This window comes from Cytobacillus oceanisediminis, from assembly GCF_022811925.1.
Classification (GTDB): domain Bacteria; phylum Bacillota; class Bacilli; order Bacillales; family Cytobacillaceae; genus Cytobacillus; species Cytobacillus oceanisediminis_D.
On the sequence record NZ_CP065511.1, the window covers coordinates 5027554 to 5046045 of the forward strand.

Consider the following 18492-nt stretch of genomic DNA (forward strand, 5'->3'; position numbering starts at 1 on the left):
TTCTGCGTATAAATATGATGACATGCCTTTTATAAAAATATACAGATGGTATAGACAACTATACTAAACCTTGGTAATATGATTATGTAAGCGAATTCATTAACATTTTTTAGCTTTTATTACTTTCATTCATTTTTTAAAAAAAGAGGGGGAAAAACTCATGCGTAAAGAAGAACGCTTGGCGAAAGAGATTACGGAGCAGTTGGGCGGCACCGGCAATATCGCGGAACTGGCCTCCTGCATGACCCGCCTTCGCGTGAAGCCGGTCGATGAAAGCAAAGTCAACCTGAATAGCATCAAGGATATTGATGGCGTTATGGGTGTGGTGGAAGCAGAAACACTCCAAATCATTCTCGGACCTGGGATCGTCACCAAAGTAGCTGACGAAGTTTCCAAAATGACAGGTAAAAATGTATCGTCCGTTGATGATGATGACGAAGAGATAGACACTTCATTGGAAGGGCTGGCAGCCCGGACGAAAGCCGGACTCAATGAGAAAAACGCTACTCCTTTCAAGTTATTTTTAAGAAAAATTGCAAGTATCTTTATCCCGCTGATTCCAGCTATCGTTGCTTCTGGTTTGATTGCAGGGATCAATAATGTAATCATCAAATCAGGCGGAGATCCGGAATCCACCCTCGTTCAAATGCTTGATCTGATTGGCTGGGGCTTATTCGGTTACCTGGGCGTGTTTGTAGGTATTAACACAGCGAAGGAGTTTGGAGGGTCTCCTGCTCTGGGCGGTGCGGCTGGTATTCTATTAATTAACCCAGGCCTTGCCAATATAACTCTCTTCGGTGAAGCGTTGGTGCCAGGCCGTGGCGGCCTGATTGGAGTCATGCTCGCTGCTGCGCTTGTGGCCTTTTTGGAAAAAAGAATCCGCAAAGTCGTCCCGTCAGCAATTGATATTATCGTAACACCGACACTGGCATTATTAATTACAGGCTTTGCGACATTCTTTGTACTGCAGCCCGTTGGCGGATTCCTTTCTGACATTATCACTAAAGGGCTGCTTGGCATACTTGATGTCGGCGGCATCCTGGCTGGATTAGTACTTGCCGGAACATTCCTTCCTTTAGTTGTAACTGGTTTGCATCAAGGTTTGACACCAGTTCACATGGAATTAATTAACACAATTGGCGACGACCCGCTGCTGCCGATTCTTGCAATGGGCGGTGCAGGCCAGGTTGGTGCAGCGTTCGCCATCTACTTCAAAACAAAAAATGCCCGTCTGAAGAAAGTCATCAAGGGCGGACTTCCGGTTGGAATGCTCGGAATCGGAGAACCGCTTATTTTCGGGGTCACCCTGCCGCTGGGGCGTCCTTTCCTGACAGCTTGTCTCGGAGCTGCTGTCGGCGGCGCTTTCCAGGCTTTCTTTAAAATTGCAACGGTTGCCATCGGTGTTTCCGGCATACCTCTAGCCTTCCTTGTGCATCCGAATCAGGTCGTCATGTACCTGTTGGGACTATTACTTGCATATATATTCGGCTTCCTGTTCACATGGATGTTCGGATTCAAAGAGGAAATGGCGAAAAACATATAATAAAACAAGGAGAAGGAGGAGCCATTCCTCCTTCTTTACTTATGAGATCACGTTTTTGAAAAATTCAGACTTATAGAGGTGACCATGATGCTTGGAATATCAGTTTATCTATCAGAAGAGCGCCAGCTTCAAAATGCAAAATGGATTGAACGGGCGGCTTCTCACGGCCTCACATCCATCTTCACTTCCCTCCATATTCCCGAAGATGACCACAGCACTTATAAACATTTGCTGCAGAACCTCGGTGCACTTGCAAAGCAGCATCAAATGGAACTCCTCGCCGACGTTTCCCCTCAATCATTGGACCATCTGGGATTGGACTGGGAATCGATCGATACTATTCTTGAATGGGGTCTCTCCGGAATCCGGGCAGACTACGGCTTTACTTCTGAGCAGATTGTTGAACTCTCTAAAAAAATGAAGCTTGGAATCAATGCGAGTACTATCTCTGCTGAAGAACTGCAGGAGTGGATGGAACTGGGCTTAAACGCCCATAATGTTGAAGCCTGGCATAATTTTTATCCGCGGCCTGAAACGGGTCTGGATAAAGCCTTTTTTGTAGAGCGAAATCGGTTCCTTAAAAGTATGGGAATAACCACCATGGCGTTTGTGCCTGGTGACGCTGAACTTCGCGGGCCCATTTTTGCTGGGCTGCCTACTCTTGAAAAACACCGGGGCTGTTCACCCGCTGCGGCGGCAGCTGAATTGATGAACAGCTGCAATACAGACAAGGTGCTGATCGGTGACCATTCAGTAAAAGACGGGACTCTTGCACAACTGGCGAAAATCGCTGAGGGTGCTGTGCCTCTCCGAATCGAGCTGATTGGCGGACAAATCCATGAGGATCTTTTTAACAAAGCCCATACAAATCGGATGGATCCTGCCCGTAATGTTGTAAGGTCAGTGGAATCAAGGTCATACGCTGGGAAGGGATCAAATACATGGGAACCTATGAACCAGCTGGAACGTAAAAAAGGCATGGTCACTGTTGATAATATTTTATACGGGCGCTATGCTGGCGAGATGCAAATTACTTTAGCAGATCTGCCCCGGGATGAACGCGTGAATGTGATCGCAAAAGTTAGGGACGAGGATCTGCCGCTTCTTGATCAGATCAAGGCAGGAACTAAATTTCAATTAATAGTGGGGGATTACGAATGAATATTACAAAGCTAAATACCGAGCAGCGAAACCCAAAAACACTGGAAATAGATTTGATGACAACTGAAGAAATTATTACAATCATAAACCAGGAAGATACTATTGTTCCAAATGCCATTGCAAGAGAAATCCCTCACATTGTAAAAGTGGTGGATGAAATTACAGACAGTTTTAAAAATGGCGGACGCCTGATTTACGTTGGAGCTGGCACCTCAGGACGCCTTGGCATTATCGATGCTTCAGAATGTCCGCCAACTTATGGAACGGACCCTGAAATGGTTGTCGGCATTATCGCCGGCGGCAAGGAAGCTATGACCGAGGCAGTTGAAGGCGCAGAGGATGACAGTGCACAGGGACGCAAGGATGTCGCTGATATTCAATTATCGGACAAGGATGTGCTTGTCGGCATTGCTGCGAGCGGCCGTACGCCGTATACGATCGGAGCTCTTCAATATGGAAATGAAGTCGGTGCCGTTACTGTAGCTGTTGCCTGCACCAAAGACTCCGAAATGGGGAGAATCGCTAAATATACGATTGCACCTATCACAGGTCCCGAAGTGGTTACAGGCTCTACAAGAATGAAAGCAGGCACTGCACAAAAGCTCGTCCTGAACATGTTAACAACAGCTTCCATGATCAAACTCGGAAAAGTGTACGGCAATCTGATGGTGGATGTGCAGATGACAAATGAAAAGCTGTTTAAACGTGCTGAAAATATCGTCAAAATGGCTACAGGTGCATCTGATGAGGAAGCCCAGGCCGCTCTCAAAGAACAAAACCATAATACAAAGGCTGCGATTCTTCAAATTTTAACAGGATTAAAAGGTGAAGCAGCTGCCAGGCTTCTGGAAAAGCATAATGGCTATTTACGGGAAGCCATTGCGGAATATCATACTAAATAATCATATATATTGTATGAATTTACCTTAAAACTAAAATTAATAGGATAGAAAGCGCCCACCCGCCTTCTATCTTATTTCAGTTGTATAGACCAAAACGCCAGAGTGAATTAAATCTTTCAACTGGTATAGACATCTAAACACAAACCTTTTATAATATAAGTATCATTCAAACGGAGATGAACTGAAAATGAGCCGTCTATTACTGAAAAACGCTAGAATTATTCTGGAAAACAGCATGATCGACCAAGGGTTTATTCTAATAGAAAAAGACCGAATCTTAAAAACTGGAACTTTGGAGGAGCTTCCTGCCATAGGCCAGGATACAGAAATCATAGAACTTTCCCCTGAGCATACAATCAGTCCGGGGTTTATTGATGTTCACATTCACGGCGCTGGCGGTGCCGATACAATGGATGCAACATTTGAAGCACTAAACACGATGGCCAGTGTTTTGCCTGAAGAAGGGACGACCAGCTTCCTGGCCACGACCATCACACAGGAAAAGGAAAAAATAGAAGCAGCGCTGGTCAATGCAGCTCACTTTCAAAAAGAACAAAATACTCCTGGCCAGGCTGAAGTAATCGGAATCCACCTGGAGGGCCCGTTTATTAATGAAGCAAGAGGCGGAGCCCAGCCGAGGAATCATATACTCGAGCCTGATATTGAACTTTTTAAGCGCTGGCAGGAAGCAGCGAATGGGACCATCAAACTGATTACACTTGCACCTGAGAAAGCAAATGGCTATGAATTTATCCGCTACTTAAGTGAAAACGGTGTTGTTCCTTCAATCGGCCATAGCGATGCCATTTATACAGAAATGGAGAAAGCTGTTCAGGCGGGAGCTAAGCAGGTTACTCACCTTTTTAACGGAATGAGAGGCATGCATCACCGTGAACCTGGTGTAGCCGGCGCTTCGCTTCTATTCAAAGAATTGATAGTTGAAATGATTGCCGATGGAATCCATGTCCGGCCTGAGATGATCAAGCTTGCACTGAACGCCAAGGGCCCGGATGGAATGATTCTGATAACGGATTCCATGAGAGCAAAATGCCTGAAAAATGGCCATTATGATCTTGGCGGACAGGATGTAAAGGTTGAAAATGGCCAGGCACTGCTTGCTGACGGCACACTGGCTGGAAGCATTTTAAAAATGAAAGATTCCATAAAAAATATGATTGATTTTACTGATATTCAGCTGTCTGAAGCTGTCCAGCTTGCGAGCAGCAACCCGGCCAGACAGCTCAATATGTTTGACCGGAAAGGCAGCATTTCGGAAGGCAAGGATGCCGACCTGGTTGTACTCGATGAAAACCTTGAGGTTGCCATGACTTTCTGCAGAGGCGTCAAAGCCTTTGAACGTGAGGTGAAAAGACCTTGAAAATCATTCGAACAGCCGATTATAACGATATGAGCCAAAAAGCAGCCCAGCTGATGATTGAAAAAATTCGACAGCAGCCGGATATGACATTAGGGCTTGCAACCGGCAGCACACCAAAAGGAGTTTATGCCGAACTGATTAAAGATCATCAAAAAAATGGCACTTCTTATGAAAAAATCACGACGATTAATTTGGATGAATATATCGGCCTGCCTCCTTCCGACCCTAATAGCTACAGGCATTTCATGAATAGTGAACTATTTGATCATCTGGACATCCGGCTGGTAAACACGCACCTTCCCAATGGAGCAGCAGAAGATATGTCAAAGGAATGCGAACGGTATGAGCAGCTGATCAAGGATCTTGTCGATATCGATCTGCAGCTGCTGGGAATTGGACGCAACGGACATATCGGCTTCAATGAACCGTGCACGTCTTTTCACAGCCGAACGCATGTCGTGGACCTGGCGGAAAGTACACGTAAGGCTAACGCAAGATTTTTCAGCTCTATTGAAGACGTTCCGGCCCAAGCGATTACAATGGGAATCGCTTCGATTCTTGATAGCCGGGAAATCATCCTGCTCGCTTCAGGTTCTGCCAAGGCAGAAGCCCTCAGACAACTAGTTTATGGAGAGCCTGATGAACAGTTTCCCGCATCAGCTTTGAAGCTGCATGCGAATGTGACAATCATTGCCGATGAAGAAGCACTCAGTCTTGTCAGTAAGGATCGATGAGCACTACTAATAGTGATAGGAGAATTCCCATGATCGATAAGCAATCACCCATCCCGATATATCACCAATTGGAAGAGTATATTAAACAATTAATAGAAAACGGCATATTAAAGCCTGATGAAGCAATCCCTTCTGAGCGCGAGTATTCTGAGCAATACCAGATTAGCCGCATGACAGTCAGACAGGCATTAAACAACCTCGTCAACGATGGCTATCTATACAGGCAAAAAGGACGCGGAACTTTCGTCAACAAGCAAAAGGTCGAACAAAAGCTCCAGGGATTGACCAGCTTTACGGAAGATATGAAAGAGCGCGGCATGGTGCCGAGCAGCCGTCTAATTTCATTTGAAATCATCCCGGCCGAGCCGCAGCTGGCGAGAAAGCTTGATATAAAAGAAAACACACCTGTTTATGAAATTAAACGGGTGCGGATGGCAGATAATCTGCCAATGGCGCTGGAAACCACCTGCCTGCCTGCTAATCTCGTTAAAGGGCTTACGGAAGAAATCATCAACAAGTCACTTTACCAGCATATTGAAGAAAAATTGTCCCTGACCATCAGTGAAGCAACCCAGCAAATTGAAGCCTCCATCGCTAAGGAAACGGAAGTAAACCACTTGCAGGTCGAACCTGGGTCGCCTGTACTGCTTATTGTCCGAACTTCCTTTTTAGAGGACGGCACGCCTTTTGAGCTTGTCAAATCAGCATACCGCGCAGACCGCTATAAATTTGTTCATACGATGCAGCGCGCTGCAAAATAGGAGAAAGCCCATCAGGGTTTTCTCCTATTTTCATTTTACCATGTCCTTTTGGAAGGTTTGTCCATATTATATATATGAGGATATTTTTTTATATGAAAGGAGCGATTAGATGAAAATCATACTGGATGCCGGGCACGGATACAGCACCTCCGGCAAGCGAAGCCCTGACGGAATGAAAGAATATGAATTCAACCGTGCCGTTGCAGACCTGGCAAAGGAGATGCTGGGAAAGTATCAAAACACAGAGGTTTTCTTTGCCCATTCCGATGAACGGGACGTACCGCTAGCCGAAAGGACTGCGCTGGCAAATAAACAAAATGCGGACTGCTATGTGTCCATCCATGCCAATGCTTACGGAACGGACAGTTGGAACAGTGCAGGGGGAATCGAAACATATGTCTACCCTTCCAAGCCTCGGGAAGCACTCGCATTAGCCCAAAAAATACAGCGAAACTTAATCAGCGCGACAGGCTTGCGGGACCGGGGAGTCAAAACAGCTGATTTCCAGGTGCTTCGTGATACAAAAATGACTGCAGTACTTGTAGAATGCGGATTTATGACCAATAAAGAAGAAGCTTCCCTTCTCCGAACCCCTCTCTATCGAAAACGCTGTGCACAAGCCATTGTAAAAGCAATCGCAGAACAATACGGCTTAAGAAAGAATGATAAAATCAAACAATATAAAGTTCAAGTTGCATTTTCAGAAAAGCAGCTTGCCGAGAAACTTGCCGGGAATCTGCAGAAGGACGGCTTTAATGCCACTATCATTGAATAGCAAAAAGCCAGCATCATCACGGTGCTGGCTTTTTAACGCATTTACTTTTCCCTCGCCGGTTCAAGGATCGCTTTTTGAATGATCAGATTAACAATTGACATAATCACAGACACAAGAATCGCGGTGCCAAACCCGGCAATTTCAAATGAATCCCCCATAAAGCCATCTGTAATCATTAACGTAACAGCATTGATGACGAACAAAAACAGACCGAGCGTTAAAACAGTGACGGGCAGGGTTAATATAATCAGGATTGGTTTCACAAGAACGTTCAGGATGGAAAGCATGAAGCTGGCACCGATGGCAGCCCCAAATCCCGATAAGTAAAACGAATCCTTAAAAAAGCCGGCAATCGCTACAAATAGGACTGCATTAATCAAAATTCCAAGAATCCATCTCATTTCTTACAGCACCTCTTCATTCGGAAGCACGAACACAAGCAGAGCATATATGAGTGTCATTGGAAAAACGCCTGTTGTAAATAATAAAACAATGAAAATCACCCTTAGTATGGCAGGATCGATGCCGATCGATTTTGATAAGCCGCCCAATACCCCCGCTAATTTCCGGTTGCTGCGGGAGCGAACCAATTTATTCACAAAGAATCCCTCCTATCAAGAAAAGCGGAAGCGCCTTGCCCACCCCCGACACCACGAGGGGGTAGGCGCTCCTCCTAAAAGCTAGCGCTTTTAGTCGTGCGATGATAAAGCTGTCGAAGCGTTCCTTGTGGAGCTAGACAGTATTCGATGTTCAAAATTTTATACTATCTATCAACAGCCAAATTCCTTAGGCTTTACCAGGCTGTTGACCGCTTGATCGTGATCGCACCTGTTTTTGAGTCAGCCCTCAGCTTAAGTCCGCTGCCGCTTTCTTTTACAGACTTAAAGCGCAGCATTTTCTGAATCACTTCGCTCTTTTCTTCTATTACTTCAATACCCTCAATATCAGGGTGGAAACTGCCCAGATTGGTGCGAAGCTCTCCGCTGACAGCAGCGAAATCCGGAACAAACAGGTGGATGCTGCCTGTCGCTGCCTTCGCTTCGATCCATTCACAGCGTTCATTTTCTGCCCTGCACGTTACATTGCCATTAAAAGATTGGAGTTCGGCTTTTTTGAAGTCTCCTTCAGCTAGAATTGCGCCATTCAACGTTTCGGCTTCTACATGATCGATTCTGCTTTTTTGAATGGTAATCTGCCCGTTGGCTGTTTCAGCTTCAACATTTTTACTGTTTAAATCACTAACCGTAATCTTTCCATTGGCCGTTTTCGCTTTAAAGTTTTCCACTGTTAAGTTTTCACTTTCAATCGGGCCATTAAACATGCGGATTTTCACATTTTCATATTCAGATCTTGGAATATAGATGACCGCTTCAAGCTTCATCCACTTTTGCTGAGTGGAAAATCTCAGCCTTTGCCCTTCAATGGCAAAAATAACATCCTTCAGGAAATTTCTGCGTGCTTCATCCTGATTATCCACACGATAGACCTTAGCTTTGCATTCAACGCGGACATCACTTTGCTCCCATGGAATCACCTTAACTGTCCCATTGGCAACATCAATGTCCAGATCTTTTAAGTATGCGTCTGCATGCTGAAATATATGAGAGATCTCAACACTTTTCCCAAAATTAAAATCAAGATCCAGATCCTTCACTTTCTTAAATGCTGAATCTACAAAATCAATGATTTTTTCCTTGGCACTTTGATGCTTGGAGCTGTATGGCTCACCCTTTTTAGCTTCTTCAAACTTAACCTCAGCAGATAGCTCCTTAATTAAATCCTCCTGCTTCTGTTCCATCGTCTGATTTGTTTTTTCAAGCTGCTCCAGCAGAGTTAAAGCTTCGTCAACAGTAAGCTTTCCATCCTCGACCATTTTCAAAATACGTTTGCGTTCCTCTTTCATTCTTTGGCCCTCCTCTATTAGTTCTATTCTTGTATCAGGACTTTTACCCCTTTAATGATATTCCAGATAAGTACAATTAATAGCAGAATGATTGTGATGCCGACAGCTGCCAGAAAAAACACCGGGATTTCCTGATCATTTACTGTGAACTGGGTCACACCAGCAAAAACAATAAACGGAACAGGAACCAGCGGAATCAAATGTGATAAAAATGCGCTCTTGGCATGCCGCTTCACTTCCGTGTCTTCTGATGCAAAAAATACAATGAGCGGAAAAATAAATCCTGCGAACATAATGCTAAAATAGCTTAAGGCAGACAGAACCTTTCTTGTTTCCATTGTTTTCAGCCCCTTTATCGCAGTCTAACGGGCAGTAAGACCCCCACTTCAAGACTCAGAGAAACCAATGGAGGATAAGTGGGGTTCAAACTGCCCGTAAAGGCCCGATTAGTTCAACTAACAATCAGCGGGGGGTAAAAAAAACCCCACTGATTGAAGTTTCACTTTATCTGTCATACGGAAATGGAGCGCTAAAAGTTTCAGCCTCTTCTTCATTATAGAAAATCAAAGGAGTATTTTCCTCCATATTTCTAAAAATACATCTGCAGGCTGAGGGGGTCCATAGCCTCAAGTCGCATAGCCTTTTCTATAATAAAAACCGCCTTTCTTGAAAAGACGGTTTTATGGTTATGTCCTATTTATAGGCAGCTGCCAGGTCAGTGCGCGGCGCTTCCTTCTTTTTCACTTCGTCGATTTTATTGACAAACATTTGGAATACTTTTCGTTTTTCATCCAAATCACGTATGTATTCTTTCAATTCGTTATACTTCTCTTCAAAAGGCTTATGATACATTTCGCGGATATTATCAATAATCTCTTCGTTCACAGTAGACTGGATAACCTGTTTGGTAATTCCGTATTTATAGGAATATACTTTGAGTTCTTTTTTAACATCCTCATATTCATTATTAATCTGATCCAAAACCTCGGAAATATCCTCTTTCCATTCTTCCAGAGACTTCGCTAAATAATCCTCCATAATGACCTCCCCTTCTGTATCCAGACAATAGTTTCCCTTATATAGGAGTATAACGCTGCTTGGTTACATTGGTTTTGCTGGAACATTACATTGCGTTATCAATTAATAGAAGGAGAGGCAAATAAATTTCCAATAAACTAAAATGAGTAATTATCTATAATCTTATCCGCAATCAGCTCATATCCCTGTCCGTTCGGATGAAGGGAATCAGCGAAGTACTGTTTCTTATTTTTCCCCTTGAACAGTTCATTGGTAGAAATGTAGGTGATATTTTTATCTTCTGCTGCTTTTTTTCTTATGGATTCGTTCCAATGGTCAATATATTTTTCAATCTGGTCGCCGTCCGGATAGGGATTGTATAGTCCGAGCAGGATAACAGGTGCATCACGGTTGGCGGTTTCCAGTGTTTCCAGGATTCCGTTCAGTTTATCCTCATAAATGTCTTTTGCTTCAACAAGCTTTTCGTGATGGAGCGGGTACAGATCGCCGCCGTTGCTTTTCAGCAAATCGTTTGTGCCAATATATACGATAAACATATCTGCATTTTTGATATCCTGTGCCACTTTCGGCTTTAGCATTTGCTTGAGAACATCAGAAGATTTATAGCCATAAACTCCATGATTCGTTATTGTATAATTCTTATCCGGATAGGTCCGATCCAGTTTGCTCTGCAGCCTGCCAATATAGCCCTCTTCCGTTTCATCTCCATATCCGTAGGTAAGCGAATCGCCAAAAGCTGCAATCGCCTGACTGCTTTCAGCCTTTTTTTCTTCTCCAAGAAATGTGATGGATAGATAGATGCCGAACCCAAGCAAAATAAGGCCTGCCAAAAGGTAGATTTTATTTTTCATAGTGAATGTTCCTTTCTTGGTTGAGACTAGTGAAGGTTTCTGCAGACGCATGTTCTATACCCCTCATCCCGGAGAATTAATCTTTCTTCCATAAAAAAGAAGCAGTACCAAAACGGCACTGCTTCCTCTTAATTAAGCGTTTGTCACGCCCTCTTTTTCTTCAATTTGCTTTTTCATTCTCAGGCGGTCTCTTTCCAGGATTGGTTTGAGATACTTACCTGTATAAGATTCTGGAACTTCGGCAATTTTTTCCGGTGTACCTGCTGCTAAGATGGTACCGCCCTTATCTCCGCCTTCAGGTCCAAGGTCAACGATATAGTCTGCTGCCTTGATGACATCAAGATTATGCTCAATAACCAGTACCGTGTCTCCATTTTCAACAAGACGCTGAAGGACCACGAGCAGTCTTGAGATATCATCAACATGAAGACCTGTTGTCGGCTCATCAAGAATGTACAGGGAGCGGCCCGTTGAACGGCGGTGCAATTCGGAAGCAAGCTTGACACGCTGCGCTTCACCGCCGGACAATGTTGTCGCAGGCTGTCCCAAAGTGATGTAGCCCAGGCCAACATCATAAATCGTCTGCAGCTTACGGCGGATTTTAGGGATATTTTCGAAAAACTCCAGTGCATCTTCCACTGTCATATCGAGAATCTCCGAAATATTCTTCCCTTTGTACTTTACTTCAAGCGTTTCCCTGTTATAGCGTTTGCCATGACAGACTTCACATGGGACATACACATCAGGCAGAAAGTGCATTTCAATCTTGATGATCCCGTCTCCGCGGCATGCTTCACATCGTCCGCCTTTTACATTGAAGCTGAAGCGCCCCTTTTTGTAGCCGCGCACTTTTGCTTCATTGGTTGAAGCAAACACATCACGAATATCATCAAACACTCCGGTATATGTTGCCGGGTTGGAACGAGGCGTCCGCCCGATTGGAGATTGGTCGATATCAATGACTTTATCCAGGTGATCGATACCTTTAATTTCTTTATGCCCACCCGGCTTTGCTTTGGCTCTATGGAGCTTTTGGGCCAGCCCTTTATGAAGAATTTCATTGATTAATGTACTTTTTCCTGAACCGGATACGCCAGTAACGGAAATAAAAGTGCCGAGCGGGAACTTAACGTTCACATTTTTAAGATTGTTTTCTTTAGCCCCTTTAATTTCAATAAAGCGTCCGTCGTTCTTGCGGCGCTCAATTGGAAGCGGAATGAATTTCTTGCCTGACAAATATTGCCCTGTCAGGGAGTTTGGATCATCCATTACCTGCTGAGGCGTACCCGCTGAAACGATTTGTCCGCCATGAACCCCTGCTCCCGGGCCCACATCAATTAAATAGTCGGCTGCCACCATCGTATCTTCATCGTGTTCTACCACAATCAGGGTGTTGCCGATATCACGCATATTTTTCAGCGTATCAATCAAACGGTCATTATCACGCTGATGGAGACCAATGGAAGGCTCGTCCAGAATATAGAGTACACCTGTCAGGCGCGAACCGATTTGTGTGGCAAGGCGAATACGCTGTGCTTCACCCCCGGACAAAGTTCCCGCTGCCCGGCTTAATGTCAGGTAATCAAGCCCGACATTAATGAGGAAGCCCAGCCGCTCCTTAATCTCACGGAAAATGAGATTCGCAATCTTCATTTCTTTTTCAGAAAGTGTCAGATTCTCAAAAAAGCTGAATGCTTCCTCAATCGAATATTCTGTTACATGTCCGATATGCTTTCCGGATACAAGCACCGCAAGAGTTTCCGGCTTCAGACGGTAGCCTTTACAGGAAGGACATGGATGCTGGGCCATGTATTTTTCCATTTGTTCCCGGATATAATCAGAGCTTGTTTCTTTATAGCGGCGCTCCACATTGCGGATGACACCTTCAAAATGGATATAATTCTCCCTCACCTGGCCAAAATCGTTTTCATATCGGAAATAAATGCTGTCCTTGGCGGATCCGTATAAAACTTTATCAAGCAAGTGTTCAGGAATATCCTTAACCGGCAGGTCCATATCAATTCCATAATGATTGCAGACTGCCTCCAGCAGCTGAGGGTAATATTGAGAGCTTGTCGGTTCCCATGGGGCAATGGCATTTTGCTTTAATGAAAGATCCTTATTGGGTATTACCAGATCAATATCTACCTCTAGCTTTGAGCCCAATCCGTCACATTCCGTACAGGCACCAAACGGACTATTAAAAGAGAACATTCTTGGCTCAAGTTCGCCGATTGAAAATCCGCATTGAGGACAGGCGTGGTTCTCGCTGAACAGCAGTTCTTCTTCCCCAATTACATCCACAAGCACCTTGCCATTGCCCAGATTCAAAGCGGTTTCCAATGAATCTGCCAGCCGCGGCGCTACGCCTTCTTTTACGACAATCCGGTCGATTACTACTTCAATAGAATGCTTTTTGTTTTTTTCCAGCTCAATGTCATCACCGAGATCCATCATTTCCCCGTCGACACGGACACGGACAAACCCCTGCTTTTTGACATCCTCAAACACTTTTACATGCGTGCCTTTCCGGCCGGATACAAGCGGAGCCATAACCTGGAGTTTTGTTCTTTCAGGGTATTCCATAATCCGGTCAACCATTTGTTCAATGGTCTGTGAGGAAATTTCAATATTGTGAATCGGACAGGTGGGACGCCCCACCCGTGCAAATAATAATCGCAGATAATCATATATTTCTGTCACCGTTCCCACTGTGGAACGAGGATTTCTGCTTGTCGTCTTTTGATCAATTGAAATGGCAGGTGACAGCCCTTCGATCGCATCTACATCAGGCTTATCCATCTGACCGAGGAATTGCCGTGCATAAGCAGATAATGATTCCACATAGCGGCGCTGCCCTTCTGCATAAATCGTATCAAAAGCCAGTGAGGATTTTCCTGAACCTGAAAGTCCTGTCAGGACGACAAGCTTATCTCTCGGAATGGTGACATCAATATTTTTCAGATTATGGGCTCTGGCACCCTTTACAATCAGTTTATCCATCGCCATTTTCACGTCATCCTTCCGCTTTCAGCTCTAATATTAAATCACGAAGCTCGGCAGCCCTTTCGAAATTCAGGGATTTGGCCGCTTCCTTCATTTCTTTTTCCATATCGCCGATCAGTTTCTCGCGCTCTTTCTTGTTCAGCTTGCCGAGCTTTGCTGACGGCTGGTATTCTTCCTGCTCTTCTGCCGCATGGGTTGCACGGATTGAATCGCGTATATCCTTTTGGATGGTCATTGGCGTGATGCCATGCTTCTCATTGTACTCTTCCTGAATGGAACGGCGGCGCTTTGTTTCACTGATGGCTTTTTCCATGCTGTCGGTGATCCGGTCTGCATACATAATGACATGGCCATTCGCATTACGCGCTGCACGTCCAATCGTCTGGATGAGTGAACGTTCTGACCGGAGGAAACCTTCTTTATCAGCATCAAGTATGGTAACGAGAGACACTTCAGGAATATCAAGCCCCTCCCTCAGAAGATTGATGCCTATTAACACATCGTACTTGCCAAGACGGAGCTCGCGGATAATTTCAATCCGCTCAAGCGTTTTTACTTCTGAGTGCAGATACTGCACTTTAATGCCGATTTCCTTTAAATAGTCAGTTAAGTCCTCAGACATCTTCTTCGTTAAAGTGGTCACAAGAACACGTTCGTTTTTCTGGATGCGCTCCTGAATTTCGCCAATAAGGTCATCGATTTGCCCTTCGATTGGACGGACATCGATGGTTGGGTCAAGCAGGCCGGTTGGGCGGATAATTTGCTCCACCATTTCCGGTGTATGCTCAAGCTCATAAGGGCCAGGTGTTGCCGAAACAAAAACAGCCTGCTTCACATGCTTTTCGAACTCGGTAAACGTAAGCGGCCTGTTATCCATGGCTGAAGGCAAACGGAAACCATGGTCCACAAGCACGGATTTTCTTGCCTGGTCACCATTGAACATACCGCGGATTTGCGGCAGAGTAACGTGCGATTCATCAATCACGATTAGAAAGTCTTCCGGAAAGTAATCCAGAAGGGTATATGGAGTTGAACCAGCTGGCCTTAACGTAAGATGGCGGGAGTAGTTTTCAATTCCGGAACAAAAACCCATCTCTCTCATCATTTCAAGGTCATAACGGGTCCGCTGCTCGAGGCGCTGGGCTTCAAGCAGCTTATCGTTTTCTTTTAATTCAGCAAGGCGCACTTCCAGTTCTTTTTCAATGTTCTGGATGGCGATTCGCATTTTTTCTTCACGCGTTACGAAGTGGGATGCCGGAAAGATCGCAACATGCTCTCGTTCACCCATGATTTCTCCGGTGAGTGCATCTACTTCACGGATCCGGTCTATCTCATCTCCGAAAAACTCTACACGGATACAATGCTCATCCCGTGATGCCGGGAAAATCTCTACAACATCCCCGCGCACACGGAAGGTGCCGCGCTGGAAGTCGATATCATTGCGCTCATACTGGATGTCAACGAGCCTGTGAAGAAGCTGATTCCTCTCAATCTCCATTCCGGTTCTGAGAGATAACACCATTTCACGGTATTCTTCAGGAGAACCCAAGCCATATATACAAGACACACTGGCAATAATGATGACATCATTGCGCTCAAATAATGAAGAAGTCGCCGAGTGGCGAAGCTTATCAATTTCATCATTGATGCTTGCATCTTTTTCAATAAAGGTATCTGTAGAAGGCACATACGCCTCCGGCTGATAGTAGTCATAATAGCTGACAAAATATTCAACAGCATTGTTTGGAAAAAAGTCCTTGAATTCACTGTATAACTGCCCTGCAAGTGTCTTATTATGGGCAATGACAAGCGTTGGCTTGTTAACCTCTTTTATTACATTCGAAACCGTGAAGGTTTTTCCCGTTCCTGTTGCACCCAAAAGCGTCTGGTGCTTCTTGCCGGAGTTAATACCCTCCACAATCTTTTTGATTGCCCCAGGCTGGTCGCCCTGAGGGGAATATTTTGAGACTAATTCAAATTGATCCTTCACCTAAAAGCCTCCCGTTCAAATTACTTTTATCTATATATTAATCACAAACCAGCATTGAAAGAATTTAAGATCCGGGATGCATGGCTGATTTGTCAGTTTTTTACTCAAAACTCATATCATCATTCTACCACAAAGAGCCTAAAACAAACCAATAATATGCGAACGGATATTCGTTTTTTTATTTTCACTGAGAAAATATTGCTTGGGAAATATGCCGAATTTTTGAGGGGTATGTCGAAGCAAGGTCAATCAAACGTTTGATTAACAGCGTGTAATTCAATCAATCGTTTGATTGATATCCATTTAAAATTGATCTGACGCAAGCATAAATACAGCTAAAATTTCATTAAACAAAAAACCTGTCGATAAGTTTGTTCGACAGGTTCCGCAAAAATTATTTCGCACTTGGTTTTGTTTTGGGCTTCAATTTTTGAGCGTACCAAAACCCGACAGTCAGCGAAAGTGCGTCTATAACAATTAAGGCAAAAGAATTTGTGTAGCCTTTATAAACAGAAGCAGCAATCAGTCCCACAGTTAATACAAGCCCAATCACACGATTATAGCTTACTCTCGTAAAGAGCAATACCAGCAGGCCAGGCAGCAGAAGTGCTGACAAATATTTTAATGCCAATTAAAACACCTTCTTTTGTTTATTCACAAAAATTCAAGGTTTCTACCATTAGAATAGCTTTTCAAAAGAAGATGTACAAGTTTTTTCAGTGTTATTCCTTACGTTCTTTCACATAATAAGAAAAAGAACTGATTATGGAGGAATGCATCATGGCAAGAAGAAAAAGACGCCCGCTTGTGCCTGAATCAAGAGCGGCCTTAGACCAGCTGAAAAATCAGGTAATGGCAAACCAGGGATACCGTGTTGACAGTGAAAATCCTGATGGCGTGAAATATGAAATTGCTGATGGCGTGAAATATGAAATTGCTGAGGAGGCAGGTGTGCCTTTGAAGCCGGGCTATAACGGCCGTCTTACATCAAAACAGGCAGGAACAGTGGGCGGGAAGATTGGCGGCAGTATGGTAAAGGAACTTATTCGGATGGCACAGGAACGAATGAAGCAACAGTAGGTAATTGTGAACTTTGGGAAAAGAATTATTAAATTGAGGAAACGAGCACTAAATTTGAGGAAAAGATTCAGCAAATTAGGGAAGGAAACCTCCAATTTGAGGAAAAAACTCACTAAAATAAGGAAAAGCTATCCCGCAAAAGGATAGCTTTTGTTCTTATTCAGCAGCTTTCCGCTCTAGAAATTCCTGTTTAATGGATTTAAGCAGCTCCTGATCCGTTACCAGCTGGAAGGCAGTAAGTGCGAGACCCTTTGCTCCAGTTATCAGTGCTTCGTCTCCTTTTACAGATGCTGCAGCCTCCCGAAACGGAACTGTATGGGCAACAAGATCATCAGCACCAATTTTAATATAAGGATGAATGGTTGGTACCACTTGGCTGATGTTGCCTGCATCAGTTGAGCCGATTCCATCTCTGTCCCCTGCCACGACAGTTTCTCCCAAGTCCTCAATCACTTCTTTAAACACTTGGTCATATGTCTTGTTTAACAGCAGGTTGTCAACTTCATTTTGAAAAGCAATGACATTCAGCTTTGCTCCTGTTGCCAATGCGGCGCCTTCAGCGACAGCTTTAACCTTCCGTGTTACCTCATTTAAATTGGTTCTGGTTGAAGCACGGATGAAGAATCTGGCTTTTGCATACTCAGGGATAATATTAGGAGCATCCCCGCCATGAGTAATAATTCCATGGATTCGCACATCATCCTTTAACTGCTGGCGTAAAGCATTTATTCCGTTAAACAGCTGAATAACTGCATCAAGGGCATTGATTCCTTCCTCCGGTGAAGCTGCCGCATGGGCAGGCTTGCCGATAAACTCGAAGTCAAGCGGATCTACTGCCAGTGATGAACTGGTCAGGCGGGTATGGTTTGACGGATGAACCATAAGGGCGGCATCAACGCCTTCAAGCAAGCCATACTTCACAAAGCTTCCTTTTGCACTTCCATTTGGCCCGCCTTCTTCTGCCGGGGTTCCAAATACTACTGCTTCTCCACCGGTCTCGTCAATGACCTTGCTCAATGCAATGGCTGCTGCCACACTTGTCGTTCCTATGATATTGTGACCGCATCCATGGCCCAACCCGGGAAGGGCATCATATTCTGCAAGGAATGCAATGGACGGCCCCGGCTTATCAGATTTTTTCCGGGCCAGGAAAGCTGTTTCATGCCCCGCCACTGCTCGCTCTACTTCAAACCCTTCCTTCTCAAGGATGCCTGAAAGTAAGCCCGAGGCAAAAAACTCCTCATTTCCTATTTCCGGGTTTGCATGGATCTGGTGGCTTGTGGAAAGGTAAAGTTCTTTTTTATCATCAACATTCTCCTTGATTGCTTCTTTCAGTTCGGATAGTGCTTTTACAGGTGCAGTCATCATTG

General features: G+C 44.5%; 18 protein-coding genes. 8 read left to right on the forward strand and 10 right to left on the reverse strand.

Features of this window, described 5'->3' with window-relative positions:
* Positions 1-160: 160 nt before the first annotated feature.
* From IRB79_RS25385 to IRB79_RS25415, 7 genes are all read left to right on the forward strand, one after another.
* Positions 161-1543: a PTS transporter subunit EIIC gene (locus IRB79_RS25385; protein ID WP_243505908.1), complete on the forward strand. Its 1383-nt coding sequence runs from the start codon at positions 161-163 to the stop codon at positions 1541-1543.
* An 87-nt stretch (positions 1544-1630) separates the two neighbouring features.
* Positions 1631-2704 (forward strand): DUF871 domain-containing protein, encoded by a 1074-nt coding sequence (locus IRB79_RS25390; protein WP_243509658.1) that lies wholly within the window; start codon positions 1631-1633, stop codon positions 2702-2704.
* A complete protein-coding gene (murQ, locus tag IRB79_RS25395; protein ID WP_243505909.1) occupies positions 2701-3606 on the forward strand; it encodes an N-acetylmuramic acid 6-phosphate etherase in 906 nt (301 codons plus the stop codon). Before IRB79_RS25390 ends, murQ begins: the two co-directional genes overlap by 4 nt.
* A gap of 187 nt (positions 3607-3793) precedes the next feature.
* Positions 3794-4984, forward strand: coding sequence for an N-acetylglucosamine-6-phosphate deacetylase (gene nagA / locus IRB79_RS25400; RefSeq protein WP_243505910.1), 1191 nt, complete (start codon positions 3794-3796; stop codon positions 4982-4984).
* Positions 4981-5718 carry a glucosamine-6-phosphate deaminase gene (nagB, locus tag IRB79_RS25405; RefSeq protein WP_243505911.1) on the forward strand — a complete coding sequence of 246 codons (738 nt, stop codon included), beginning with the start codon at positions 4981-4983 and terminating at the stop codon, positions 5716-5718. Before nagA ends, nagB begins: the two co-directional genes overlap by 4 nt.
* Positions 5719-5747: 29 nt before the next feature.
* Positions 5748-6479, forward strand: a complete 732-nt coding sequence (locus tag IRB79_RS25410; RefSeq protein ID WP_206840158.1) for a GntR family transcriptional regulator — start codon at positions 5748-5750, stop codon at positions 6477-6479.
* Between the two features lie 109 nt (positions 6480-6588).
* Positions 6589-7254 carry an N-acetylmuramoyl-L-alanine amidase gene (locus IRB79_RS25415; protein WP_243505912.1) on the forward strand — a complete coding sequence of 222 codons (666 nt, stop codon included), beginning with the start codon at positions 6589-6591 and terminating at the stop codon, positions 7252-7254.
* Between the two features lie 41 nt (positions 7255-7295).
* Here IRB79_RS25415 and IRB79_RS25420 read toward each other — a convergent pair whose 3' ends face one another.
* From IRB79_RS25420 to IRB79_RS25460, 9 genes are all read right to left on the reverse strand, one after another.
* Complete coding sequence (locus tag IRB79_RS25420; protein WP_243505913.1) at positions 7296-7655, reverse strand: phage holin family protein; 360 nt, start codon at positions 7653-7655, stop codon at positions 7296-7298.
* 3 nt (positions 7656-7658) lie between these two features.
* Entirely contained in the window at positions 7659-7853 is a 195-nt protein-coding gene (locus tag IRB79_RS25425) for a PspC domain-containing protein (RefSeq protein WP_221879562.1), read from the reverse strand.
* A 194-nt stretch (positions 7854-8047) separates the two neighbouring features.
* A complete protein-coding gene (locus IRB79_RS25430) occupies positions 8048-9157 on the reverse strand; it encodes a DUF4097 family beta strand repeat-containing protein (protein WP_243505914.1) in 1110 nt (369 codons plus the stop codon).
* Positions 9158-9180: 23 nt separating this feature from the next.
* Positions 9181-9495, reverse strand: coding sequence for a magnetosome magnetite crystal formation protein family (locus tag IRB79_RS25435; protein WP_243505915.1), 315 nt, complete (start codon positions 9493-9495; stop codon positions 9181-9183).
* A 355-nt stretch (positions 9496-9850) separates the two neighbouring features.
* Complete coding sequence (locus IRB79_RS25440; RefSeq protein WP_035329260.1) at positions 9851-10195, reverse strand: hypothetical protein; 345 nt, start codon at positions 10193-10195, stop codon at positions 9851-9853.
* 137 nt (positions 10196-10332) lie between these two features.
* Entirely contained in the window at positions 10333-11097 is a 765-nt protein-coding gene (locus IRB79_RS25445; protein ID WP_243505916.1) for a DUF459 domain-containing protein, read from the reverse strand.
* Positions 11098-11178: 81 nt separating this feature from the next.
* Positions 11179-14055 carry an excinuclease ABC subunit UvrA gene (gene uvrA / locus IRB79_RS25450; protein ID WP_243505917.1) on the reverse strand — a complete coding sequence of 959 codons (2877 nt, stop codon included), beginning with the start codon at positions 14053-14055 and terminating at the stop codon, positions 11179-11181.
* Positions 14056-14062: 7 nt separating this feature from the next.
* The gene (gene uvrB, locus IRB79_RS25455) at positions 14063-16042 is read right to left on the reverse strand and encodes an excinuclease ABC subunit UvrB (RefSeq protein WP_243505918.1); all 1980 of its coding nucleotides are present in this window, start codon (positions 16040-16042) and stop codon (positions 14063-14065) included.
* A gap of 394 nt (positions 16043-16436) precedes the next feature.
* Complete coding sequence (locus IRB79_RS25460; RefSeq protein ID WP_243505919.1) at positions 16437-16673, reverse strand: DUF2198 family protein; 237 nt, start codon at positions 16671-16673, stop codon at positions 16437-16439.
* Positions 16674-16822: 149 nt separating this feature from the next.
* On the opposite strand from IRB79_RS25460, the gene IRB79_RS25465 reads away from it, so the two are divergent.
* Positions 16823-17122, forward strand: a complete 300-nt coding sequence (locus IRB79_RS25465; protein WP_243505920.1) for an alpha/beta-type small acid-soluble spore protein — start codon at positions 16823-16825, stop codon at positions 17120-17122.
* A 156-nt stretch (positions 17123-17278) separates the two neighbouring features.
* On the opposite strand, the gene IRB79_RS25470 is transcribed toward IRB79_RS25465, so the two are convergent.
* Entirely contained in the window at positions 17279-18487 is a 1209-nt protein-coding gene (locus tag IRB79_RS25470) for a M20 family metallopeptidase (RefSeq protein WP_243509660.1), read from the reverse strand.
* Positions 18488-18492: the final 5 nt, after the last annotated feature.

Bases quoted from the DNA above. Each gene is read 5' to 3' on its own strand.
- IRB79_RS25385 (WP_243505908.1), top strand. From the start codon at position 161: ATGCGTAAAGAAGAACGCTTGGCGAAAGAGATTACGGAGCAGTTGGGC.
- IRB79_RS25390 (WP_243509658.1), top strand. From the start codon at position 1,631: ATGCTTGGAATATCAGTTTATCTATCAGAAGAGCGCCAGCTTCAAAAT.
- murQ (WP_243505909.1), top strand. From the start codon at position 2,701: ATGAATATTACAAAGCTAAATACCGAGCAGCGAAACCCAAAAACACTG.
- nagA (WP_243505910.1), top strand. From the start codon at position 3,794: ATGAGCCGTCTATTACTGAAAAACGCTAGAATTATTCTGGAAAACAGC.
- IRB79_RS25410 (WP_206840158.1), top strand. From the start codon at position 5,748: ATGATCGATAAGCAATCACCCATCCCGATATATCACCAATTGGAAGAG.
- IRB79_RS25415 (WP_243505912.1), top strand. From the start codon at position 6,589: ATGAAAATCATACTGGATGCCGGGCACGGATACAGCACCTCCGGCAAG.
- IRB79_RS25420 (WP_243505913.1), bottom strand. From the start codon at position 7,655: ATGAGATGGATTCTTGGAATTTTGATTAATGCAGTCCTATTTGTAGCG.
- IRB79_RS25430 (WP_243505914.1), bottom strand. From the start codon at position 9,157: ATGAAAGAGGAACGCAAACGTATTTTGAAAATGGTCGAGGATGGAAAG.
- IRB79_RS25435 (WP_243505915.1), bottom strand. From the start codon at position 9,495: ATGGAAACAAGAAAGGTTCTGTCTGCCTTAAGCTATTTTAGCATTATG.
- IRB79_RS25440 (WP_035329260.1), bottom strand. From the start codon at position 10,195: ATGGAGGATTATTTAGCGAAGTCTCTGGAAGAATGGAAAGAGGATATT.
- IRB79_RS25445 (WP_243505916.1), bottom strand. From the start codon at position 11,097: ATGCGTCTGCAGAAACCTTCACTAGTCTCAACCAAGAAAGGAACATTC.
- uvrA (WP_243505917.1), bottom strand. From the start codon at position 14,055: ATGGCGATGGATAAACTGATTGTAAAGGGTGCCAGAGCCCATAATCTG.
- IRB79_RS25465 (WP_243505920.1), top strand. From the start codon at position 16,823: ATGGCAAGAAGAAAAAGACGCCCGCTTGTGCCTGAATCAAGAGCGGCC.
- IRB79_RS25470 (WP_243509660.1), bottom strand. From the start codon at position 18,487: ATGACTGCACCTGTAAAAGCACTATCCGAACTGAAAGAAGCAATCAAG.